The 23,529-nt window shown below is 45.3% G+C and carries 15 protein-coding genes and 1 pseudogene; 7 read left to right on the top strand and 9 right to left on the bottom strand.

All coding sequences use genetic code 11. The features are described from left to right. Positions 1–221 precede the first annotated feature (221 nt). On the bottom strand, positions 222–461 hold the full coding sequence (locus tag QUA53_RS02820; protein WP_333095206.1) for a hypothetical protein: 240 nt from the start codon (positions 459–461) through the stop codon (positions 222–224). Positions 462–671: 210 nt separating this feature from the next. On the opposite strand from QUA53_RS02820, the gene QUA53_RS02825 reads away from it, so the two are divergent. Continuing rightward, on the top strand, positions 672–929 hold the full coding sequence (locus tag QUA53_RS02825; protein WP_050813024.1) for a DUF2811 domain-containing protein: 258 nt from the start codon (positions 672–674) through the stop codon (positions 927–929). Positions 930–1,241: 312 nt separating this feature from the next. Here QUA53_RS02825 and groL read toward each other — a convergent pair whose 3' ends face one another. Beyond that, positions 1,242–2,933 (bottom strand): chaperonin GroEL, encoded by a 1,692-nt coding sequence (groL, locus tag QUA53_RS02830; RefSeq protein ID WP_333095205.1) that lies wholly within the window; start codon positions 2,931–2,933, stop codon positions 1,242–1,244. A gap of 549 nt (positions 2,934–3,482) precedes the next feature. Here groL and QUA53_RS02835 point away from each other — a divergent pair. Beyond that, a complete protein-coding gene (locus QUA53_RS02835) occupies positions 3,483–5,231 on the top strand; it encodes an ABC transporter ATP-binding protein (RefSeq protein WP_333095204.1) in 1,749 nt (582 codons plus the stop codon). Positions 5,232–5,497: 266 nt separating this feature from the next. Here the strand turns inward: QUA53_RS02835 and QUA53_RS02840 are convergent, their stop codons facing one another. Next, positions 5,498–6,523 carry a fatty acid desaturase gene (locus tag QUA53_RS02840; RefSeq protein ID WP_333248668.1) on the bottom strand — a complete coding sequence of 342 codons (1,026 nt, stop codon included), beginning with the start codon at positions 6,521–6,523 and terminating at the stop codon, positions 5,498–5,500. A 1,040-nt stretch (positions 6,524–7,563) separates the two neighbouring features. On the opposite strand from QUA53_RS02840, the gene QUA53_RS02845 reads away from it, so the two are divergent. Next, entirely contained in the window at positions 7,564–8,031 is a 468-nt protein-coding gene (locus QUA53_RS02845; protein ID WP_190734193.1) for a hypothetical protein, read from the top strand. A gap of 74 nt (positions 8,032–8,105) precedes the next feature. On the opposite strand, the gene thiO is transcribed toward QUA53_RS02845, so the two are convergent. Both thiO and QUA53_RS02855 read right to left on the bottom strand, forming a co-directional pair. Continuing rightward, complete coding sequence (thiO, locus tag QUA53_RS02850; RefSeq protein WP_333095202.1) at positions 8,106–9,203, bottom strand: glycine oxidase ThiO; 1,098 nt, start codon at positions 9,201–9,203, stop codon at positions 8,106–8,108. A 151-nt stretch (positions 9,204–9,354) separates the two neighbouring features. After that, the gene (locus QUA53_RS02855; RefSeq protein ID WP_333095201.1) at positions 9,355–9,693 is read right to left on the bottom strand and encodes a 2Fe-2S iron-sulfur cluster-binding protein; all 339 of its coding nucleotides are present in this window, start codon (positions 9,691–9,693) and stop codon (positions 9,355–9,357) included. A 117-nt stretch (positions 9,694–9,810) separates the two neighbouring features. Here QUA53_RS02855 and cimA point away from each other — a divergent pair, with 117 nt between their 5' ends. Beyond that, the gene (gene cimA, locus QUA53_RS02860) at positions 9,811–11,427 is read left to right on the top strand and encodes a citramalate synthase (RefSeq protein WP_333095211.1); all 1,617 of its coding nucleotides are present in this window, start codon (positions 9,811–9,813) and stop codon (positions 11,425–11,427) included. Positions 11,428–11,793: 366 nt separating this feature from the next. Here cimA and QUA53_RS02865 read toward each other — a convergent pair. From QUA53_RS02865 to QUA53_RS02875, 3 genes and pseudogenes are all read right to left on the bottom strand, one after another. Then, positions 11,794–12,039 (bottom strand): annotated as a pseudogene (locus QUA53_RS02865) (IS1/IS1595 family N-terminal zinc-binding domain-containing protein); the annotation flags it as partial. A 199-nt stretch (positions 12,040–12,238) separates the two neighbouring features. After that, positions 12,239–13,207: an SPFH domain-containing protein gene (locus QUA53_RS02870; protein WP_333095200.1), complete on the bottom strand. Its 969-nt coding sequence runs from the start codon at positions 13,205–13,207 to the stop codon at positions 12,239–12,241. A gap of 103 nt (positions 13,208–13,310) precedes the next feature. Next, the gene (locus QUA53_RS02875) at positions 13,311–13,742 is read right to left on the bottom strand and encodes an NfeD family protein (RefSeq protein WP_333095199.1); all 432 of its coding nucleotides are present in this window, start codon (positions 13,740–13,742) and stop codon (positions 13,311–13,313) included. Positions 13,743–14,076: 334 nt separating this feature from the next. On the opposite strand from QUA53_RS02875, the gene QUA53_RS02880 reads away from it, so the two are divergent. From QUA53_RS02880 to QUA53_RS02890, 3 genes are all read left to right on the top strand, one after another. After that, the gene (locus QUA53_RS02880; protein ID WP_333095198.1) at positions 14,077–16,215 is read left to right on the top strand and encodes a protein phosphatase 2C domain-containing protein; all 2,139 of its coding nucleotides are present in this window, start codon (positions 14,077–14,079) and stop codon (positions 16,213–16,215) included. A gap of 1,428 nt (positions 16,216–17,643) precedes the next feature. Then, complete coding sequence (gene dxs, locus QUA53_RS02885) at positions 17,644–19,551, top strand: 1-deoxy-D-xylulose-5-phosphate synthase (protein WP_333095197.1); 1,908 nt, start codon at positions 17,644–17,646, stop codon at positions 19,549–19,551. A gap of 217 nt (positions 19,552–19,768) precedes the next feature. Next, on the top strand, positions 19,769–20,989 hold the full coding sequence (locus tag QUA53_RS02890; RefSeq protein ID WP_333095196.1) for an NAD(P)/FAD-dependent oxidoreductase: 1,221 nt from the start codon (positions 19,769–19,771) through the stop codon (positions 20,987–20,989). Between the two features lie 68 nt (positions 20,990–21,057). On the opposite strand, the gene QUA53_RS02895 is transcribed toward QUA53_RS02890, so the two are convergent. Further along, positions 21,058–23,475: a sulfotransferase gene (locus tag QUA53_RS02895; protein ID WP_333095195.1), complete on the bottom strand. Its 2,418-nt coding sequence runs from the start codon at positions 23,473–23,475 to the stop codon at positions 21,058–21,060. Positions 23,476–23,529: the final 54 nt, after the last annotated feature.

Below are 23,529 nucleotides of genomic sequence, written 5' to 3' on the forward strand. Positions count from 1 at the left end.
TCTCAATTTTCTGCCTTTAGGGAGCCTGTGCCAATCACAGGCTCCCTTTTCTTTCCCTTGTTAGTCTAAACTCCAGTTATCTTAGCCAATCTCGACAAAATTCCGCCGACAGAATTGGCAACCATCGGCCAAAAAGCGGCAGAGTGGCACTTAGGAAGTCATTAGTCAGCAATCAGTAGTCAGTAGTCGTTAGTCATTTGTTATTAGTCATTTGTTACTTGCTACCCATGCCCCATGCCCCATGCCCATGCCCCATGCCCTTTGCAATTCTTATTTTTTCCCTGACTTTTCCCTAAACATTCCACAGCGTTTCCACAGGCAAGTCTGAGGTTTTCCACAGGTGCGACAAAGTTTTCCACAGAAATTAACGGCACGGTAGCATCTTGCTGCGGAATTGGGGATTTCCTTAACTTGCTGCCCAATCCCTCATAAACCGCCCAACACATAAAGATATGTAACAAAAAATGCCCTGAAAAGCTTATTATTTGGTAAACCTTTTTTTTATCTAAAGGACTTTGTAATATTTCGCAACATTGACAAACCCACCCCCTCATAGCGCACAATGATGCGACCGACCTAAAAAAAGCGCTCTGATTTCGGCTGTGCCTGCACCTGTATCCGGCCGAAGGGGGGGTTCTGTTTTCAATTTATTAGCGAGACTAAAAAAAATGATGAACCCAACAGTCAGTATTTTTGCTGAAATTCCCGAAACGCTGCACGATTCTCTCAAAACTTACCTGGAAACCCATCCCGAATGGGATCTAGACCGAGTATTTTGCGCGGCCCTGTCGCTGTTTTTGTTGCAGAATGCCGATAGCGGTACGCCTGAAGCTTCGCGCAGTTATCGCCAAGCTGCGAGAGTTTATCTCGAAACTCTGTTTCAATCTCCTCAAGATTTGCACAGCAACAATGTAACTCCGTCGTCTTGAAGGATCGGGGGAGAGAGGGAGACGCGGTTTCTGGGAAGGATTTTAGTTGACCGAGAGGGCGCGCACTGCAGAGGTGGCAACTTCAGCTTAAAATCCCTGAGAACTATCGCTTATAGCTTAATGCCGAACCCCATTGCATCTCCCTTAAGAAGGGGACTTTGATAGCTTCAAGTCCCCCCGGACTATCAGGGGATGCCGAGGGGAGAAGCTGTCTTAATCGTCAAACAGTAGACGGGTAGTACATAAGATGCGCTTGTTTACATCCAGGGTGCTTGTGGCGCACTCTACAGACTACAAACAAATGGCTGAAGACTACATCATGCCCATGCCGCCCATGCCGCCCATGCCGCCCATGCCACCCATGCCGCCCATGCCGCCCATGCCGCCCATGCCGCCCATGTCGCCCATGTCGCCGCCGGCTTTTTTCTTCTCGGGTTTTTCGACAATCACAGCTTCAGTGGTCAGCACCATACCAGCGATGGAACCGGCATTTTGCAAAGCCGATCGCACCACCTTAGCCGGGTCAATAATCCCAGCGGCAATCATATCTTCGTACACGTCGGTGAGAGCGTTGTAGCCAATGTTGAACTCGCTCGCCCGCACTCGCTCGATGACGATCGAACCTTCAACGCCGGCATTATCAGCAATTTGACGCAAAGGTGCTTCCAAAGCTTTCTTCACCAAGTCAGCGCCTACTTGTTCTTCGCTGTCTAAAGTATCTCTGATCGCATCTATTTTTGTAATCAGGTGAATTAGCGTCGTGCCACCTCCGGCAACGATACCTTCTTCCACAGCAGCTTTAGTAGCGTTCAGAGCGTCTTCAATACGCAGTTTACGGTCTTTGAGCTCGGTTTCGGTAGCTGCGCCGACTTTAATTACAGCGATGCCACCGGCGAGTTTGGCGATGCGTTCGGTTAGCTTTTCCTTGTCGTACTCGGAATCCGTCGCTTCTAGCTGCTTGCGGATTTGCTCGATCCGTTTTAGCACGTCAGCTTTGTGTTCTTCGCCAGCAACAATGATCGTGTTTTCTTTGTCGATCGTAATTTTGCGGGCGGTACCGAGCATTTCTAGGGTTGCGGTATCGATGCTGAGTCCGACTTCTTCTGAAATCAGTTGACCGCCTGTGAGAACGGCGATATCTTGAAGCATAGCTTTGCGTCGCTCCCCAAAACCAGGAGATTTCGTTGCTGCGATGTTCAATACGCCGCGGGCTTTGTTGACTACCAGAGTTGCCAAAGCTTCGCCTTCAATATCTTCGGCGATAATTAGCAGCGGTTGACCTGTGCGGGCGATTTTTTCGAGAACTGGAATTAGTTCTTGAATGGAGCTAATTTTTTTGTCGGTAATCAGGATGCGAGCGTTTTCGTAATCAACTTCCATGCGATCGCCGTTAGTGACGAAATACGGAGAAAGATATCCGCGATCGTACTGCATCCCTTCGACAACTTCCAATTCTGTTGTCAGAGATTTCGACTCTTCAACAGTAATTACGCCGTCTTTCGTGACTTTTTCCATTGCTTGGGCAATCATGGCGCCGACTTCTTCGTCGTTACCGGCGGAGACAGTGGCGACCTGAGCAATGGCGCTTCCTTCGACGGGTTTGGCCAATTTCTCGATTTCCAGCACCAAGTGGGCGATCGTTTTTTCAATACCCCGGCGCAGCGCGACTGGGTTGGCGCCTGCAGCGACATTCTTCAAACCTTCGCGAATGAGGGATTGAGCTATAACCGTTGCGGTTGTTGTGCCGTCGCCTGCGATATCTTTAGTTTTGGAGGCGACTTCTTGAATTAAGCGAGCGCCGGCATTTTCCAGGGGGTCTTCGAGTTCGATCTCCCTAGCAACGGTGATACCGTCGTTAACAATTTGGGGACTGCCGTATTTCTTTTCCAATAGGACGTTCCGGCCTTTCGGGCCCAAGGTGATGCGGACAGCATCGGCGAGTTGATTGACGCCGCGTTCTAGTGCCCGCCGAGATTTGTCGCTAAATGCAACTATTTTGGTCATGTTTGTCTCCAATCGCTTACATTAGCAAATTTAGCACTCTCTGAGGCTGAGTGCTAAGTCGATCGATTTTTGATTGTAGCGCGCCTCGACGGTGTGGGGGATTGGGGGGACGGATTGGGATTTGGGCGAGCTCGTTCCGGGTGGCTAAGGACAGGGCATTGCCGTGTCCCCACAGATCTCGTGTTCCCACAGATATAATGGGGTTTGTTACATATCGATATAATCAGGTTTTAGTTAATACCAAAACCTAATTTTGATGGCACGTTATCCCAAAGCAGAATTTTTATTAAAAATTTCTTAACTTGAGTTTGCGGTCATCTACCTTTCGATAGAGCTTCTATTATTTTTTCCAACTTCTACCTTCTATAGCAACCGCCAAGACTATTAGGACGTTCTTAATTGCTGAAACATGAGCTTGAAGATTGCGCCTTCCCTCGGACTTCTTCATTCTTCCTTGTTCCTTGTTCCTTGCATCCGTTATATCCGTTACAAAATCCGTTGCCGAACCTTCTTCCTTTCCTCAATTAATCTCAAATTACGCACTAACACATGGCTCGTTATTCTCGACTGCAAAAACTCGGCTCTTATATGCGCCCGCACTGGAAGCCCACCTTCTGGGGCGTTTTTTCGCTATTAGTTGTCAATGCTGTGGGCGTTTACATTCCCCTGCTGATTCGGAATGCAGTTGACACTCTCCAAGTTGCGACTAAATTTGACCAAGTTTTCAACTTCGTGGCACTAATTCTGATCCTCGCCTCAATTATGTGGGTAATTCGGATGGCGTCGCGGATTTTGCTGTTTGGCGTCGGGCGTCAAGTCGAATTTGACCTCAAACAGCAAATATTTAATCATTTATTAACATTAGAACCGTCTTATTTTGCAGCCAATACGGTAGGAGATTTAATTAACCGCGCTACTTCCGATTTGGACAATATTCGGCGCTTGGTGGGGTTTGCGGTGCTGAGTTTGGCGAATACGGCATTTGCCTATGCTTTGACTTTGCCGGTGATGCTGGGGATTAATGTAAGGCTGACGCTGTTGGCGATCGCCGTTTATCCTTTAATGTTAGTTTTGGTTCAGTTATTTAGCGACAAACTTCGCATCCAACAGTTAGCCGTGCAAGAGGAATTGTCGGCGATGAGCGATTTGATTCAGGAGGATATGAGCGGGATTTCCGTAATTAAAATTTACGCTCAAGAAGAAAACGAACGCCGAGCTTTTCGCAATTCAAACGCACAGTTGCTATCAGCAAATTTGGAATTAGCAAAAACTAGAAACTTTATTTTTCCGCTGCTGGGCGGTTTGGCAAGCATCAGTTTGTTGGTGCTGCTTTCTGCTGGTGGCGGGGCAATTGCTAATGGTCAAATTAGCATTGGCGATTTTGTGGCGTTGCTGATTTATGTCGAGCGTTTGGTGTTTCCGACGGCGCTGTTGGGTTTCACAATTACTGCTTACCAGCGGGGAGAGGTGAGTGTCGATCGCATCGAATCAATTCTGACGGTGGAACCGCAAATTAAGGATGTTGCCGATGCAGTTGAACTGGCAACTCCAGTCAAAGGCGAAATTGTCGCCCGCCATCTAAATTATACTTATCCCGGCGCTAAGATACCCGCGCTTAAAGATGTTGATTTTACCATAAAACCGGGAGAAACTGTCGCCATTGTTGGGGCGATCGGCTCTGGAAAATCAACTTTAGCTAATGCGCTGCCACGCTTGCTCGATATCGATCCGGGTCAGTTATTTGTAGACGGACAGGATATTACCAAGGTAAAATTGACCGAATTGCGCGGGGCGATCGCCTACGTTCCGCAAGAAAGTTTTCTGTTCGGCACTACCATCAAGAATAACATCCGCTACGGAAACCCTTTAGCGGAACAGCCGGAGATTGAAGCCGCAGCCAAACAAGCGCAAATTCACGCCGAAATCCTCAACTTTCCGCAGCAGTACAAAACAGTTGTCGGCGAGCGCGGCATTACTTTATCCGGCGGACAGCGGCAGCGAACGGCACTTGCTCGCGCTTTGTTAGTTGACGCCCCGGTGTTAATTTTGGATGACGCTCTTTCCAGCGTTGACAATCAAACGGCTACCGACATTTTGCGAAACTTGGCAACGGGAACCGATCGCAAAACGGTAATTTTTATCTCGCATCAAATGTCGGCGGCGGCTAGTGCCGATCGCATTTTTGTGATGGATAGGGGAGAAATAGTTCAGAGCGGCACTCACCTTGAATTGGTAGGGGAAACAGGGCTTTATCAGTATTTGTGGAACCAGCAAAAATTAGAGGAATTGCTGCACTGACCAGTGACCGATACTTTGAGTTATCTAGAGTTAGACCATAGATAAATAGGTAGGTGCAAATAAACTGGTGACTAGAAGGGCGGGGTTTGTCAGAATAAACTGGCTGCTAGTATAGCTCCCGCCTAAACCCGCCCTCCCCATCTAATGTTTATTTGTAACCACCTACTTAACTAGGAAAGTTAGGGTTGAAACTTATCCCACTAACTGCATCCCTAATCCTAGGATTTTGGTGATAAAAAAGCCACCAAATTTATTGCAAACCGACTTTAATGAGCTACTTTACTGAATGGAATTTCTTCTTGTTGTTGAAAAAATTTAATCGATTGCAGACTATCTGAAGCAGCATCCCAAAGAATGAATTTGAAGCAGTCAGGAATATCGCGAATGGTCAGTGATTTTGAATTAGCCAGCAGGTGAATATTAGCATTGTGACAAGCTTGAAGATTATAGTTAGGTATTCGCTCAGAGAGATGATGAATATTGTGGTAAGCAATATCAGCCGAAAACCAATTGAGAAGATTTGGTAATTTTAGGTAACTACTGCCTTCAATTGCGCCAAGAAGATAGTCCCAACCCTCGGCTTTATGAGCGTAGGAACCGTCAAAATTATGCTGTACAAAGAAAATACAGATAAATATCGCTGCTGAACAGGTCATGACAATTGAGTAAACACTCCAGAAAAAGCCCAATCCCAGTAAGTTGCTCAGATAAATCCAGCTAGCAACAACACAAATATTGTTGAACAGTAAATCCCAAAATTCAGCCGTCGTATACCAATGTTTGGATTTATAAGAAGCAATGATTGCAGATAAACCCATGCTTAAATCTTGATTGAGACAAGCAAAAATATGTTGGATAAAACCAGTAATTCCCAAGATTAGGGCGATTCGTGGCTTAATAATTAGATAGAAAAAACCACCGGGAAACAGCATCAATGGGTGTCTGAGTAACTGATAGATCTTTTGCCTAAAGGGACTTAGCGCCGCAAATTTTTCGATGGATATCAACGCCGAAGGGCCTCGGTACATATCCCAATTACCATTATGTTTGTGGTGATAAGCGTGTCCCCTCGACCACGGATACTGAGGAATCGCATTGATGATACCTAGCAGAAAACCCATAATGCGATTGACTTTTTTGGAACTAAAAAGAGAATAGTGTCCGCAATCGTGCATCAAAGAGAAACAACGTCCTGAAAAAAGTGTCATCAACACCATTATCGGCGGCAGCAGGAATACAGAAATGGCAGCAGCTTTAAAGGCTAAAAACCATAACAGTATATAAGGAATCACTGTATTGAGTATTTGGCAACTAGCTTTCAAATTGTTGCTCTTCATATAAGGAGCTAGCACAAAATCCGACTTTTTGATCGCGTTTTTCATTCAGTATGTCTATGGTGTGTGGATAAGTGCTTCGCTTAGCATCAGGATAGGGTGGGTATTTTTGGCATTGTTTTATTGCAGGTAAGCGGGTGAATTGCGGTTGGAATTTTGCCCATACTTGACAAACCTGCTAATAATATGTAGTTCATTAGCTCCTCATTTGGATGGTTTCGTCAAGCTGAAATTAATCCCAGCATTGACGTACTTGCTCCTAACAAACGGTAAGAGTAATTGCTAATTGTTGCAGAAAATCGATTTCTATTTGACCATCATTTGTTAGCAGAATAATTTCTTGGATGGGATGGTATGTCGCAATGATTTGAAGCAAAATTGAGATAGCGGATAGCTCTCTTGACGGTCGTTACAGATAATCTGTTAGCGATAATTCAGTTAGGAATTACAAGTGATGCGGAACCGTAGAGACTGTATAATCTCATCACATTTGCGGGACAGGGGCGGATTTACGCCGGACTTTCCCCGTTTCTTCCAAAGGTTTTTTTGTTGGAACCGATTTTTGCACATTTATGAGGTTATCACAAGTCTGCTTTGTTTACAGAAAAAACTGTGAAGCCTTTCAACAGCCGAACAAATCGCTGCACCGGAAGGTATGAATATCATTGGTTGGTTGCACGCCATCCAGTAATTTATGCCACTATTTTTGCTTGCATCGTCTGTGCCACACTTTACTGTACCGGGTTCTAGCCCAACTCGATCGCAGGTTCAAAAGTTGGGCTACGGGCGAAAACTTTTTATTGGCGGGCGATAGGGGCGATCGACAAACGACCCATCTCGGAAACCAAAGCTGACACAACATCCAGAAGCGCAGAGGATTTTGGCTCAACTCCTTGAGAATAGAATTTGAGGAGCGATCGCAATTGCCTGCGTTTTTTGTGCTCGGAGATAGCTTTGATTTGCTACAATCTAATCGCACACGCGATTAGAAATGGGTTATGACCGAACTATTAGATGAGACGCTTTCTATTGAAATGGCCGCTCGCATCAAAAGCAACCGTAAAAACTGCTTTGACAACGCTTGTAAAGCAGCGTTAGCCACCGAGGGCGCGATTTATGTTCAAGGCTTTTTAGCCGTGCCGGGAGTGCCATATAAACCTATCGAATATAGCTGGATTGAACTCGATGAGCGAATTGTTGACCCAACCTTTCCCCATCTTGGTTTCATCGCTCAAGACATTCATTACTTCCCAGTCCAGCGCTTCAGCGTCAAGAAACTCAAAGCAATCCTAGAAGAATCAAAAGAAGATTATCCTGAAGACGACCCGCTGCCGATTTATGGCAATCAACCTTATGAATATTACGGCGATTTGATGTTAGGCGGTAGCGATTACCAAAATGCTTACGATTTGGCTGCCGCTAAATGCAGGGAATTAAACCAACCCAAAAAACAGGATGCGAACTAATTCCAGAGTTACCAAAAAATGGTGGAATGCGCCTATTATAGCAGTAAGGTATGCTGCACCCAACCTATATAGGTTCAAGTAAGTGCTGAAGGTCCAAACCTCGAATAATGAAAAGCAGCCAATAACGGATCTAAGTTCTGATTCGCAATCAAATCAGCCAACAATTTAGCCGTCACCGGAGCCAACAAAATGCCATTGCGGTAATGCCCCGTCGCCCATGTCAAATTCTCCCAAGCACTACCACCCAAAATCGGCAATTCATCAGGAGTAGCTGGCCGAAATCCCCACCAAAACTCCAGAATTGGATAATTTTGTAATTCGGGATATAACTTAATCGCTCCTGCTAGCAAACTTTGGATTCCCGCAGGCGTATTTCCCGGCGTGAAATCAACATTTTCGCTAGTTGCACCAATAATAATTCTGCCATCTTGACGTGGCACAATATAAATGCCAGTCCCGAATAGAACGGTTTGTAGGGGCTGGATAACTCCACAATCTTCTGGTACACATACTGACAGCATTTGTCCCTTTCTTGGAAAAACAGGAATATCCAATAATTTCTCAGACCAAGGACCAGCAGCCAAAACATAACGGTCAGCTTGTAATTTTCCTGCCGTTGTTTCCACTCCAAAAACTCGTTTTTTATGCCGAACAATTTCCTCTGCAGTGCCTTGAATAATATCAATTTTTAATTCTTTGCTGGCAAATTGAAGCGTCCGAAATAAAGCGCGGTTGTCTACTTGAGCGTCGTCAGGATACCACCAACCGCCAATTACTTCTTGACCTAATCCAAACTGGTGCTGGCGAACAGTATCTCTGTCCAACCATTGATAATTAAGGTTTGACAAAAGCGGCTTTTCTTGAGATTCGTTTTGACAAACTGGTGCGAGAATTCCCGATCGCCAATATCCCGTTTTCAATCCAGTAATATTCTCTAGCCGTTCTACCCAGGCAGGATACAGTGCGCGACTTTGCAAGCACAAATCCAGCATCGGACTCGGGGGAATTCGTTCGGCTTGCGGGGCAAGCATTCCCGCAGCAGCCCTGGCCGTCGGTTGTTTAGAATCGGCGGTCAGAACTGCGACAGATGCCCCTCGCAATTTCAGTTCTACTGCTAGCGAAAGACCAATTATTCCGCCGCCAATAATCAGAATATCTTTAGATGAATTCATTAACTTTTATATGGACTTTCTGGCTTTTTTGACCTCTCGGGTTTCTTTAGAGTAAGGTGTGCTAAGCACACCTTACAGTTAGAATTATTATGCAAGTCTTACAGATTATCTGGCAAGGCGATCGTCCTATCTGCCTTCCTTAACAAAAAATCTATGCTTGGGGTTTCCAGACAGTTTCACAACCTTGACCCCAGAAACCGTCATATTTTGTCACCTTAATATCGCCTAAAACCTTGGTTTGGCAGGACAAACGGCGGTTGGAGGCGGGAGAATGGGGAGGAACCGAAAGTCGGGCTTTTTCGCGCCACTGGGCCTCGGAAACTTCGCCCTCGACGGTGACAGCGCAGGTGCCGCAAGTGCCGAGGCCGTGGCAGTTGATGACTTTGGCGTTGCCGTTGTAGAGATCGATGCCGTTTTTGAGCAATACTTCACGGAGATTCGCTCCGCGATCGCACTCAAATGTTTTGCCTTGCGCTTCTACCTTGACCACAGCAATTTACCCCAGTTAGATTTATGTTAATTTTCCTATATATTATGGCATTAAATTCAAATATATTCATCTAATATGGTAAGTGATATATTACCAATTTCTCGATCGCAATTTCCCATGACAAATCGGCTCTGGATCTACGATACCACGCTGCGAGACGGTGCTCAGTGTGAGGGACTCTCCTTATCTCTCGAAGACAAACTGCGAATTGCTCGACAGTTAGACAGTTTAGGAATTCCCTTTATTGAAGGCGGCTGGCCGGGGGCGAATCCTAAAGACGTACAATTTTTTTGGCGACTCAAAGAACAGCCCCTAACTCAAGCAGAAGTTGTAGCTTTTTGTTCGACTAGGCGGCCGGGAACTACGGCAGCTAATGATGAAATGTTGCAGGCTATTTTGTCCGCCGGTACTCGCTGGGTGACGCTGTTTGGCAAGTCGTGGGATTTGCACGTTATTGAAAGTTTGAAGACCACGCTAGAAGAAAATCTGGCGATGATTCGAGATACAATTCAATATTTGCGGAGTCAGGGAAGGCGCGTTATTTACGATGCCGAACACTGGTTTGATGGGTACAAAAACAATCGAGATTATGCTATTAAAACTTTAGAAGTAGCCGACGATGCCGGTGCAGAATGGCTGGTGCTTTGCGATACTAACGGCGGTACTTTGCCTCACGAAATTAGTGAGGTGGTTCGCGATGTTTTAGAATCTTTAGGAACTAATAGACAAAAATCTTTACAATTAGGAATTCATACTCACAACGACTCTGGAGTTGCGGTTGCTAATGCTTTGGCTGCTGTGCGGGAAGGAGTGAGGATGGTACAGGGAACTATAAACGGTTACGGCGAACGCTGCGGTAATGCCGATTTATGTTCTTTGATTCCTAACTTTCAGCTAAAGCTGGGTCAGAATTGCATTGAAGACGAGCAATTAGTGAGATTAACTCAAGTAAGTCGCTCGATTAGTGAAATTGTCAATCTTGCTCCCGATGATCGTGCTCCTTTTGTCGGTCTTTCGGCTTTTGCTCACAAAGGTGGAATTCATGTATCGGCTGTTGAGAAAAATCCGTTAACTTACGAACATTTGGAACCGGAAAAAATTGGCAACAGGCGGCGAATTGTGATTTCCGATCAAGCGGGTTTGAGCAATGTTTTGGCGAAGGCTCGCACTTTTGGCATGGATCTCGATCGCAAAAATCCTGCTTGCCGCCAAATTCTGGAAAAATTGAAAAATTTGGAAAGTCAGGGATATCAATTTGAGGGTGCTGAGGCTTCTTTTGAATTGTTAATGCGAGAGGCTTTGGGAAAGCGCAAGCATTTATTTGAAATCAAAGGTTTTCAAGTTCACTGCGATAAAGGTAAGGAGGAAACAGTTAATTCTTTAGCAACGGTGAAAGTGACTGTTAACGGTCAAGATATTCTCGAATGCGCGGAAGGAAACGGGCCTGTTTCCGCACTTGATGCGGCTTTGCGGAAGGCTTTGCGGAATTTTTATCCTGCAATTACTGATTTTAACTTAACCGATTATAAGGTACGAATTCTAGACGGATGTGCGGGAACTTCTGCTAAAACTCGCGTTTTGGCTGAGTTTAGCAACGGTCAAGACCGCTGGACAACTGTGGGGGTTTCTGGTAATATTTTGGATGCTTCTTATCAAGCGGTTGTTGAGGGTTTGGAGTATGGTTTGGTGTTGGGAGATAGGGAGGCGATCGTTTTAACTGTGTCGAGTTATTAGGTTGACGGCGAAGAGAAGTTGCCTGAATATCGATGTTTAAATAGATATCAGGCGATTTCAAGAGGCGGTTAGCCAATTTAAAAAGGGTGAAACCTGAGATTTTGCATCATTCTCAATAAGGCTTTTATGGGCTGGCTATAACATCCCACCCACAAGAAATTCATTCTTTGTGGAACAGGCCCGAAAGCCTTTTAAATGAGAAGGGTGCTCTGGGCGTGAGTCGGGAGCATCTCAATGAAAGCAGCCAAGCTAGAAATTGGAGTTTTGAGGCCCGACGCGCCGAGGCTCTCTTGCTGCTGGGAAAGAGGAAGAAGGAAGGAGCCAGAAGAAGTGTTTTTACAAATATGAGATGCTCCCCGTGAGTTATCCTAGTTGTTTGACCCAATTCATAATTGTCGTATGATGTACACCTTTGACTCTTTCAATCTCCCTAAAACCCATGCCATTAACATACATTTTTAGGCATTCGTCTTTCACTTCTTGAGCATAACCTCTGTGAGGTTGATAGCAGTCTATAAATTGTCTGCCACAGGTAACACACAGGTAGTTCTGCTTACTTTTTTTTCGCCCATTTTTATTGATGTGAGTTGACTTACATTCAGGACATTTCATAGAATATGACTGGTGTTAAATTATTTTTTGTAAATTGCTCTCAAAATCAATAATATCTTAATTCAGCAACGCCGATTATTTAATAATGTGGTGCGCGTGATGACACAATCACTTTTGCTATTAATGCTAACTCTGTATGAGGAGTTTCATCCCTCATACAGAGTTACCAGTCTCTTTCAATTGCCCATTCTAGCTAAGACTACTTTTTAACCTCATTATTATTACCTTCGCCCACGATCGATCGCATTCCTTCGAGCGTCGCGGGAATGCTGCGCGGGTCCATAAACATCACCTTGCTGCTGTCGCTGGTGCCAATTTTTAGACCCATATCCAGATAGTTTTGAGCTAACAAAAATTGTAAAGCTTCCCGGGCAGTGGGGTCATTTTGCAGAGTTTTGGCGATAATTTGCAAGGCCTCAGAAGTAGCTTGAGCTTTCAAAACCTGACTTTGGCGTTCTGCTTGAGCTTTCAGGACGATCGCCTTTTGTTGAGCTTCCGCCTCCAAAATAGTCGCTTTTTGGCGCGCCTCTGCATCCAAAACTTGCGCTTCAGCTTTACCTTTGGCGCTGTTAACTGCTGACTCGCGTTCGCCCTCAGATGTCAGAATTGCCGCCCGCTTGCGTCGATCGGCTGCCATCTGCAATTCCATCGATTCCTGTACAGTTTTAGAAGGGATAATATCGCGCAATTCTACCCGCGTTACTTTCACTCCCCAAGGATCGGTAACAATATCTAAATCTCTGAGCAAAATTTCATTAATTTGAGAACGAGCAGTAAAGGTTTGTTCGAGATCCAGTTGACCCATTTCGGCGCGAATTTGAGTCAGCACCATATTTACCATTGCTGACTGGAGATTTTCTACTTTGTAACAAGCTTTTTCCAAGTCTACAATGCGCCAGTAAACGACAGCATCAACGGTGATGGAAACGTTGTCGCGGGTAATACAAGCTTGCGGAGGAATATCTAAGACTTTTTCCCGAATTGTTTGCTCGTACACGACGCGATCGAGAAACGGCTTGACAAAATTCAAACCCGGTTCCAGTTTCTTACCGCTGTATTTACCTAAAGTTTCCACCAATGCTTCATTTCCCTGATTGATAATTTTGACGGAACCTGCGAGGGCTGAGCCGCCTAAAGCTAAAAATACGAGTAAAAAAATTTGTTCCACGGTCGCCTCCTATTAAATGTTGAGTGTTGAGTGTTGCCTGTTAAATGTTGACTAATGACTGATGACTAACTACTAATTGCCTGTGATTAATTACGCATTTTGTTTAAGAATGCAATAAATTTTCTGGCAAAACTATTAGAGTAGTGCCTTTCCGTCCCACGACAATTACGTTTTGGTTGGGGGGGATAGTGGCCTTCGTGTCTTCGCAGCGAGCTTGCCAAGAATTCCCCTCATAAATGACTCGGCCGGCTTCTCCGGGGGGAATTTCTGTCAAAGTTTTTGCTTCCTGAGAATCTGCGATCGCCCTTGCCTTGCCTTTTGGTATCAACCGCCGAGACAGCAGCACAAAAACTGTCGAAAATACCATCCACAGGAATATTTGTAAATTAACGTAAGGTAGAACTAGAGAGCATCCAGCTACGGCGAAGGCGCTCAGTCCCATCATAAAAGCGACAAAAGCAGTCGGGAGAAATAGCTCTGCCAAACACAGCAAAGACCCAGCTAGCAGCCAAAGGAGCGTCGGAGTCAAGATCATAAAAAGAATAGGTGATACTATTTAGATCTTAGATTGGAAATTTAAGATTTAAGAAATGCAAACAACTGACTCTGCAAGGGTTTGCGACTTGCTGGCCCTCAGAGCGATTTTTCGCGCCACGGTATCAGGTTGAGGCTTCTACCGTACTCCAAGTCAGAGTTTAGTAACTTAAATTACAATTTAAGCCGGTGCAGACTGGCAGAAACTACAATTTCTAGGGGCCCAAAGGCAGTTAAGAAATTGATAGGGGCTAAAATCAGTTTATTCTCAAGCTCATGAATTTGAGGTTGCGAATTATATATCTTCAGAATGTTTTTACACAAACTATTTCGATATGATCAGCAGTTTCTCCGAACCCATTTATTGCCCGAATCTTAGCTGTGCCGATCCCCGCAATACCTTTGGCCGCCAGCACTGTGCAGCGTGCGAAACGGATTTAATTTATCGCTATGTGTGGGTGGTGGGACAAGCAGCCGAGGAAGTGCCGACGGGTAAGGTAATAGCCGATCGATACTTTGTCATTGCACCTCAAATCTGGCTCGACAGCCGTCCAGCTTTGCCTCCCAGCGTCCCTGAACAACTGCCGGATAGCATTATGCCTTACCTGCATTTGTATCCCCAACGGCTGCATACGCCGGAAGTATACGGTTTTTCTTCCTTGGGGGAAGCACCGGAAGCGACAGACGTGCTCTTGTTGGAAAATGTGCCCATCAATAATTTCGGTCGCCTGTATCCTTCTATTTTAGAAGCTTGGTCGGGGACAAGCGCCGCGCGCCAAGTTTACTGGCTGTGGCAAATGCTCCAACTGTGGGCGCCGCTATCGGAACAGGGAGTCGCTTCGAGTTTGCTGGTACCGGAAAATTTGCGCGTGGAAGGTTGGCGGGTACGCCTGCTGGAACTGCACCGGGGCAATTTTGTACCGACGCTGCGGGATTTGGGAGATGTGTGGTCAGGTTTGGTGGAATCAGCGCAAGCCGAGGTGCAGTCGAGACTCGGAGAGATTTGTCAGTTTATGCGCCGCAGCAGCATGAATTTCGACGCGATCGCCCTGGAACTAAACGATTTACTATTAGAACAAGCCGCTCAATTGCCTCTGCACTTAGAAGTAGTCGGCATGACCGATACCGGGCCGCAACGCTCCCAAAATGAAGACAGTTGCTATCCGATTGCTACTGATTTTCAATCTAGCAAAACTTCAGGGAACGACAAATTAATTCCTTACTTGACAATGGTTTGCGACGGGGTTGGAGGTCACGAAGGAGGAGAAGTTGCCAGTCAATTAGCCGTGCAGTCCCTGAAAGCTTTAATCCAAAATTTGCTCGCAGAAATTGCTCAACAAGAAGAGTTGATGACGCCAGCAATGGTAATTAAGCAACTCGAAGAAATAGTCAGAGTTGTGAATAATGTGATTTCCGCTCAAAATAATGAGCAGGGAAAAGAGTTGCGGCAGCGGATGGGGACGACTTTGGTGATGGCCCTCCAGTTGCCTCAAAAAGTGAAAATTTCCGAGGATTTGCCATCGAATAACAGCCACGAACTTTATTTGGTCAATGTTGGAGACAGCCGCGCTTATTGGATTGGCAAAAATTACTGTCAGCGGCTGACTGTGGACGACGACGTAGCCTCAAGGGAAGTCGAGCTAGGACATTGTTTATACTGGGAGACTCAACTGCGAGCCGATGCAGGAGCCCTGACTCAAGCTTTGGGAACGCGGGACGGCGATTTCCTGCGCCCGACGATTCAGCGATTTATTGTCGAAGAGGAAGGCTTACTGCTGCTGTGTTCCGACGGTTTGAGCGACAACGACTGGGTAGAGAAATCTTGGGAGAATTACGGCCCAGAAGTGCTTGAGGGCAAAATGTCTTTGGAAGCCGCGGTTCAGTCTTGGATTCGTCTCGCCAACGAGAAAAACGGTTATGACAACACCTCCGTGGTGGCCACTCACTGTCGGATGTCGCCTGAGAGATTGGTACTGTTCGATCCGGCGGTGGCGTCAGCGCCGGCGTCAGCGCCAGCGTCCGCCTCGGTGTCGCTGCCGCCGTCCCTGCCGCGGTCCCTCCAGAAGTCCGGGAGGATTCCAGAATCTCAGCTTTCAGAATCGTCCAAACAGTTGTTGTACCCCGAAACTTCCCCCGCCCCGGAACCCCTTCAAAAACGCCGATCCAAGCTGCCACTGCCCCTACTGGGGGTGTTGGGGCTGATATTAGCCGGCGGCGGTTTAGGTTTGTGGGTGCAAAGCCTCCAAAGCCGCCAGCCAGATCCCGCACCACTTCCGCCACCGCCGGAAACTCCCGCCCCAAGTCCTTCGGAGAGTCCCTCGCCCGGAGCTGAGAGTCCCTCGCCGTCCCCCGAATCGACTCCTGCGGAAATTCCGTCGCCCGGGGTCGAGAGTCCCTCGCCGTCCCCCGAATCGACTCCTGCGGAAATTCCGCCGCCCGAAGAAGGGGAAACTCCTTTGCCATCACCGGAGTAAGGGAGATTGAATTAAGCAGAACCTTTCATAAAAGTAATATGGGATGCGGGAAACGATCGCGTCTTCAGATTCCAGAGGGAAGCGACGCGGGGGACTTCAGTCCCCGTGTTCTTTCTTTCCGACCAACGGCCCTTGTGGTAAATCTTCTAGGCTTTTGAGCTTACAAAAAAATGCTTCGAGAGTCGCAGCTATCTACTATCCAAATTCGGGAAAAATTTCCCAGTGTAAATTGAATGCTTTCTGGTAGAGCTCATTGATCTTCTCTTCCAAGATTGGCCTGTAAGTTTTTTTTTGCGTGGTCGCGGTTGGTTTTTCGGCTAGCACCCATTTTTACTTACTGAGATGTTGCACCATTTTCAATAAGCCTTTTATGAACGGGATCTGGGACCCGTTTCACAAGAAAATCTACTCTTTGTGGAACAAGCGGGAAAGCCTGTGCGAGCGAGAATCGTTCAGATGTGAGCTTACCTACACAATCGCTCAATTACTCGTCAATTTTATCGTTTTATAATACCAAATCCGGGAAACGTTACCCCTTACCCCTGATGATAACCCTGCGGAAACTTCACTCGCTTGTGTACTCTCAAAAAATAGAACCTTTGAGGCAAATATTGAAGAAAAATTGTCACCAACTTCAATAAATACAGCTCGCTTGACAGTTGATAAACAAGTGAATATTTTGCATAGCTTCGGTGTCCCTTGCGCGATCGTATGGCTGCTTTTGGCCCCGGTCGTCATCAATTAGAGGTCATTAACCCGGATTTGGTATTAGATAATTTTCTCGCGGACCTGTGAAAACTATTTGACAATTTATTGACGATCCTCGCCTTAATTGGGCTAGTCCAACCTTTCCGCTTTTTTAATTATCATTATTAGTTAATTTTTTATCCACTTAGAGGGGCTGACAAAATCTACTCATTTCTAACTTGTTACCAATGACTTGACATCAGCTATGCTATGTAAATCACAGTGGGATCATCTCAAGGAAAGCAGCCAAGCTAGAAATTGGAGTTTTGAGGCAGGAGGCAGAAGGTAGAAAAAAAGAGGCAGAAGGCAGGAGCCAGAAGAAGTGTTTTTACAAATATGAGATGCTCCATCACAGTTAATGATTTGGTATCATAGTCTGCTTGCAGAAATAAGAGGGCTAAAAAGTCAGCCATCACTACAAAAAGTAGTTAAAAATGCTTAATAATCTCCAGGCAGCTAACAATTAGCGATTAGGAACTAACAACATAAGCTTTTTTTATATTGACGGCGCACAATTTATTAACTATAATTACCAGGCTAAAAATAACAAAAATCTTACGCCTAACAGTTTTTCTCAAATAACCGTTAAACTATTCTAACGTTTGCGCGTACTCAACCTCGCAGGCACAACCTATATCTGTTAAGGATTCGTCCTGATTCACAGGAGCAAGATTTTAAAATATGCATCTCAGCGAACTGACTCACCCAAACCAATTACACGGCCTCTCGATTCATCAACTCGAACAAATTGCCCGACAAATTCGAGAAAAGCATTTAGAAACTGTAGCCGCTAGCGGCGGCCACCTCGGCCCAGGATTGGGTGTAGTCGAACTGACCTTAGCACTCTACCAAACACTCGACCTCGATCGCGACAAAGTTACTTGGGATGTCGGCCACCAAGCTTATCCTCACAAATTGATAACCGGTCGCTACAACCACTTCCACACCCTGCGCCAAAAAGACGGCGTTGCAGGCTATCTCAAGCGCTGCGAGAGCAAATTTGACCACTTCGGCGCCGGCCACGCTTCCACAAGCATTTCCGCAGCGTTAGGAATGGCGATGGCGCGCGACCTCAAGGGGGAAAACTTTAAAACTGTAGCAGTCATCGGCGACGGCGCATTGACCGGCGGCATGGCACTCGAAGCGATCAACCACGCGGGCCATATGCCGAAAACCAATTTGTTAGTTGTGCTCAACGACAACGAGATGTCAATCTCCCCCAACGTCGGCGCAATTACCCGCTATTTGAACAAGATGCGATTGTCGCCACCAGTGCAGTTTCTCAAAGATAACTTAGAGGAACAATTCAAACACATTCCCTTTGTTGGCGAAACTTTTACTCCAGAAATGGAACGCCTCAAAGAAGGGATGAAACGCTTAGCAGTCTCGAAAGTTGGAGCAGTAATTGAAGAATTGGGCTTTACTTACATGGGCCCGGTAGATGGACACAATTTGGAAGAGTTAATTACCACTTTCAAACAAGCTCATACTATCCAAGGGCCGGTGTTGGTTCACGTTGTGACGGTGAAGGGCAAAGGATATGCGATCGCCGAAAAAGACCAAGTAGGATATCACGCCCAAAATCCCTTTAACTTAGCTACCGGCAAAGGCATTCCCTCCACTAAACCCAAGCCTCCAGCTTACTCGAAAGTCTTTGCCCACGCCCTGGTAAAGCTAGCAGAAGATAATCCCAAAATTGTCGGCATTACCGCTGCAATGGCAACCGGAACAGGTCTGGATAAACTTCATGAAAAACTGCCGAAACAGTACATTGATGTCGGGATTGCCGAACAGCACGCCGTGACTTTATCCGCTGGTTTAGCCTGCGAAGGAATGCGCCCGGTTGTAGCAATTTACTCGACATTTGTGCAGCGGGGGTATGACCAAATAATTCACGATGTCTGTATCCAAAATTTGCCCGTTTTCTTCTGTTTGGATCGCGCCGGAATAGTCGGCGCTGACGGCCCCACCCACCAAGGAATGTACGACATTTCTTTCTTGCGGTGTCTGCCAAATATGACAATTATGGCACCAAAAGATGAGGCAGAATTGCAGCGGATGGTCGTCACAGGAATCAACCACACCAGCGGCCCGATCGCCATGCGTTACCCGCGCGGCAACGGTTACGGCGTGCCTTTGATGGAGGAAGGTTGGGAAGAATTGCCGATCGGCAAAGCCGAAATTCTCCGCAACGGCGACGATTTGCTGATATTGGGTTACGGTTCAATGGTTTATCCGGCAATGCAAACCGCCGAGATGCTGAGCGAGCACGGGATTGAAGCAACTGTGATCAATGCGCGTTTTGTCAAGCCTTTGGACACCGAATTAATCCTGCCTTTGGCACAGCGAATCGGCAAAGTTGTCACAATGGAAGAAGGCTGTTTGATGGGAGGCTTTGGTTCAGCAGTAGCCGAAGCTTTGTTGGACAATAATGTTGTTGTTCCAGTGATGCGGTTGGGTGTACCCGATACATTGGTAGATCATGCAACGCCTGAACAATCATTTGCCAGTTTGGGATTAAATCCGTCGCAAATGTGCGATCGTATCTTAGCAACATTCAGCCGCAAACAGTCTCCTGTTAGCGTGTAAATAGCTAGAATTGTAGGGTGCGCCTAGCGCACCTTACCATTAGAGTTCCGAGCAGCAGGATTGAAGTAAGACTTGAGGATAAGGCAGAAAAAACAATGACTAACGTGAAACCAAATCGTACCTTAAATTTTAATCTAGCGCCAGTGGCTGAACACTCGGCGATTAGTAGTTGATATGTGTGCGGCTGTTTTGACATTAGAAGTGAGTTAAAAGCAAGATGACTGTAAAAAGTTTTGACATAGTAATAGTAGGAGCAGGTCCCGCAGGCGGACACTGCGCGAGAATACTAGCTAAATCTGGTCACCAAGTCTTGCTGGCAGAGCAAAACGACAATTTTAATAAAAATGACTTTTCTAGCGCCGCGACGCCTCTAGAAACCATCTCTAAATTCGATTTACCTGAATCCGTTATCGGCAGCTTTTGGCACAAACTTACTATTGAAACCAGCAAAGTCAGTCAAACTTGGGAGTCTCCCGAAAGCTTGGGAGTTGTTCTCAACTTTGCTAAATTTAGAGCATTTTTGGCCAGCGAAGTTGAGCGATTTGGCGGTGAAGTTTGGCTGGGTTATCGCTACACCGGACATTCACAAAGCAACGGCGAAACAACAGTCGAATTTAAACAGTTATCCGACGGTCAACTTATCAAAGTTAGGACTAAAGTATTGGTTGATGCTACTGGCTTTGCTAGGGCGATTATGTACGAAAAAGAGAATGATAAGCCCGATTTTTTGTCGGGAACCGGAATCGAATATTTAATTGAATTAGAGCCAGAAATTTACAATAAATACAGCAGCGATTTAATCTTATTTGTGGGTGATAAATGGATGCCTAAAGGTTATTGTTGGATATTTCCAATGGAACAAAACAGGCTGAAAGTTGGTGCTGCCCGAATTTTTTTAGAGCAGAAAAAGCTGAGGCATTTGCCACCGCTGAAAAAATATATTGATTTACTGATTGATGAATATCTGAATTCTAAAAATTATAAAATTCTTGACAAACACGGTTCAATGCTGAAGTACAGTCGCGGTTTGAATGATATTTATTGCAAGGATAATATAATTGCGATCGGCGATAGTGTTTCGACAGTAAATTTTTTGGGTGGCGAAGGAATTAGACACGGGATGGATGGTGCCCAAATCGCCGGGAAATATATTCAAAGGTATTTGGAGGGAAAAATCTCAGATTTTCGGGATTATGAGATGGAAATGCACCGCAAGTTTGAGCGGAAATGGAATATTTCGGAAAGATTGGCAGTGAGAAAGTATATCGATGATGTTAATGATGAACTGACCGATAAAATAATTTCTTATTTAAAGTATATGAACACAGAAGATGTTATGGAGATTTTATTTTATTATAAGTTTGAGAAAATTTCCCGAGGGTTGGGCGGTTATTTGCAGCGAAAAATCAAGGAATTGATTAATAAATTTAACTGGTAAGGTGCGTCCGTTGAGAGATTGTTGATTGAGGAAAAATCTCGCTGATTGACGCACCTTACTAAGCTAACTTAAGCTAATTTTAAGGCATTTTCGGTAGTTACTTGAATGCGCGGCAGCGACAATAAAGAATCGTCAAAACTGCTAAAATTTAATTGATATGATACACCAAAAGTATATCCACTAGCTCCAATTAAATGCGCTACAATGGGATCGAAATCCCCGTAAGGATAAGCAAAGCATTTAACAGATTTCTCTAATCCCTGTTCCAAGATAGCACGGGATTTGACCGCCTCCCGCACAATTTCTGTCGGCGACAATGCAGTCAAAGGTTGATGAGTAGCAGACATAGAACCGAATTCAATCCCTGCATCCCGCAATTGCAAAATTTCCGGCCATCCCATTAACGGCACTTCTTTAAATTCGGCTTTTTCCCAACTATTTGTCTTGCCTATTGACTCCGCTACAATAAAAACAGTTCCTGTAAAATCAAAGCGTTTTAGCACAGGCCAAGCATATTGGATAAAGTCGAGATAGCCGCCGTCAAATGTCATCAATACAGCTTTACCGGGTAAAGGAGTTTTAGCCTGTTTTGCGCTTCGCCAGTTTTCCCAACTCACACTGTGATAACCCAGATTTTTGAGCTTGTGTAACTGTTGTTCAAAAATCTGGGGAGTAACTGCGTCTAAACCGTCAGGAGAAATGCGGCGGTACGAGAGAATCGGGAGTTTTTGTGTAACGCTATGATTGTCCAAAACTTGAGGTTTCACCGAGTGAGAAACTTCCCGATAAGAAGATTTTGAGCCAATAATTTCCGGTGCGTAAAATACTTGCTTTGGAAACTCGTTTTCTTGGGGAATTTGCATTGTCGGTTCCCCCGCGATTGCCGCGGCTGACTCGATTTCCTGCAGCGCCGCCGCCGGGAGTGAGGCGCGGCGGCTGACACTCGTCCCGATCGCACCCGATCGCCTGCCGAATATCACCGCATTTTGGGGATAAATGCCCCCAGCACCCGGTGCATTGAACGAGTCGGGCAAATTAGACCTTTGTTGAACACAAGAGGCTAAGCGCGATCTTAGCCACTGCTTGCCGTTGAGTGGTTTTCCAACCAAAGCTTCTCGCACGGCGGCGACGCACAACTCAAAACCCATATTTCGATTAATTGTCGATCGCAATTTTTGAGCCGAAACAAAATTATTTTCCACCGCAACAGTGACAATACCGACAGCCACGCCGCCTACTTTCACCAGCACATTTATTTCAGAAAAATCAACCTTTATATTAGCAAATTCCTCGCTAACTTCTACAGCAATCAAATCTTTTTCGATGGTAATTGTTGGGACTTTCTCAGCTATTTCAGGATTGTAGAAATCCTCCAAATGCCAATACGGACGCCCCCATAATTCTTGCATAAATAGCGTCCAGTCATGTTTAGGGTGCAATGGTTCCAGCAAAGTTTCCCACAATTTATTGCCTTTTTCGCAGCGATTGCGTTGAAAGAAGCGATCGAGAATTTGCCAAGCATACTGGGCTGCAACCGCATCCGCCAAAACCGAAGCCGCAACCATGCCATCGCAAATCGGCAATTCAATAATACCTAGTTGAATTCCTTCTAGTTCGATCGTACAGCACAGGCGATCGCATATTTGCAAAGCGTAAATATCCGAAATTGGTTCGCTCACTTCCACCGTAACTTTCCACGCCATTTCACCCTGGACTCGCTGAATTTTCTCTAAAACATATCTAATTTCATTTCGCGTGAAAATTTTATGATATTTGTGAACGTTACTACTTTTGACATCTCTCTCAATTCCTTTATGCCAAGGTAGATTTAAACTTAGCTTGGCTGCTTTTTCTTGATAATTAACGAGCATTGTATCGTCATATTCAATGCCCATAAAATGACAAATTTTTTCTAAAATTTGTGTTTTGTTATCTAAAAGATCCTCATATTTAACTAATATATGATTATATTTATTAATATATTTGTGGCTAGTTAACATCGCGTGTTCCCAGCGATAGATACAGTGGTTTAAATCCCAACCAGCGCCCCACAATTCGTTAAAATTCCTAGTAGCATCATACATAGAAGCTATTGTATCCATACCGTTTCGCAAAATATGTATGAATTTTGCATTCGGCAAAAAGCGCTCTATGTCATCAATAAAATATATGTGCTCCGGCGTTTTTTCCAACCAAATGCTTTTTTTTTGTTCAGCCGCCAAACCATCCAAAACTTTCACAAACCAACTAGCTTTAGCTTCCACAGTTTGGCTGTCATCAAAATCTTTCAAAAGTTCAGGACGTTTAATCTCATCCTTAAAAAAAGCTTCCATTCTACGTGGCAACTTTCCCGCAAACTGATCGTATAGCAAATAGTGAAAAAACTTAGATTCCGGAAAAGAAATAACTTCAGGATGAGCAGCTAATAAGCTTTGAAGAATTGTTGTGCCACTGCGAGGCGAGCCCAGGAGAAATATGCGTTTCATAACATTTTGCAATTATAATTAACGGTATATTTTGAGGGGTTGGGTTTCCTTCTC

It is taken from the genome of Microcoleus sp. Pol12B3, assembly GCF_036701355.1.
Taxonomy (GTDB): Bacteria; Cyanobacteriota; Cyanobacteriia; order Cyanobacteriales; family Microcoleaceae; genus Microcoleus.

Coding starts and splice junctions, on each gene's coding strand:
- QUA53_RS02825 (WP_050813024.1), top strand. CDS start 672: ATGAACCCAACAGTCAGTATTTTTGCTGAAATTCCCGAAACGCTGCAC.
- groL (WP_333095205.1), bottom strand. CDS start 2,933: ATGACCAAAATAGTTGCATTTAGCGACAAATCTCGGCGGGCACTAGAA.
- cimA (WP_333095211.1), top strand. CDS start 9,811: ATGACAAATCGGCTCTGGATCTACGATACCACGCTGCGAGACGGTGCT.
- QUA53_RS02890 (WP_333095196.1), top strand. CDS start 19,769: ATGACTGTAAAAAGTTTTGACATAGTAATAGTAGGAGCAGGTCCCGCA.
- dxs (WP_333095197.1), top strand. CDS start 17,644: ATGCATCTCAGCGAACTGACTCACCCAAACCAATTACACGGCCTCTCG.
- QUA53_RS02880 (WP_333095198.1), top strand. CDS start 14,077: ATGATCAGCAGTTTCTCCGAACCCATTTATTGCCCGAATCTTAGCTGT.
- thiO (WP_333095202.1), bottom strand. CDS start 9,203: ATGAATTCATCTAAAGATATTCTGATTATTGGCGGCGGAATAATTGGT.
- QUA53_RS02895 (WP_333095195.1), bottom strand. CDS start 23,475: ATGAAACGCATATTTCTCCTGGGCTCGCCTCGCAGTGGCACAACAATT.
- QUA53_RS02845 (WP_190734193.1), top strand. CDS start 7,564: ATGACCGAACTATTAGATGAGACGCTTTCTATTGAAATGGCCGCTCGC.
- QUA53_RS02835 (WP_333095204.1), top strand. CDS start 3,483: ATGGCTCGTTATTCTCGACTGCAAAAACTCGGCTCTTATATGCGCCCG.
- QUA53_RS02875 (WP_333095199.1), bottom strand. CDS start 13,742: ATGATCTTGACTCCGACGCTCCTTTGGCTGCTAGCTGGGTCTTTGCTG.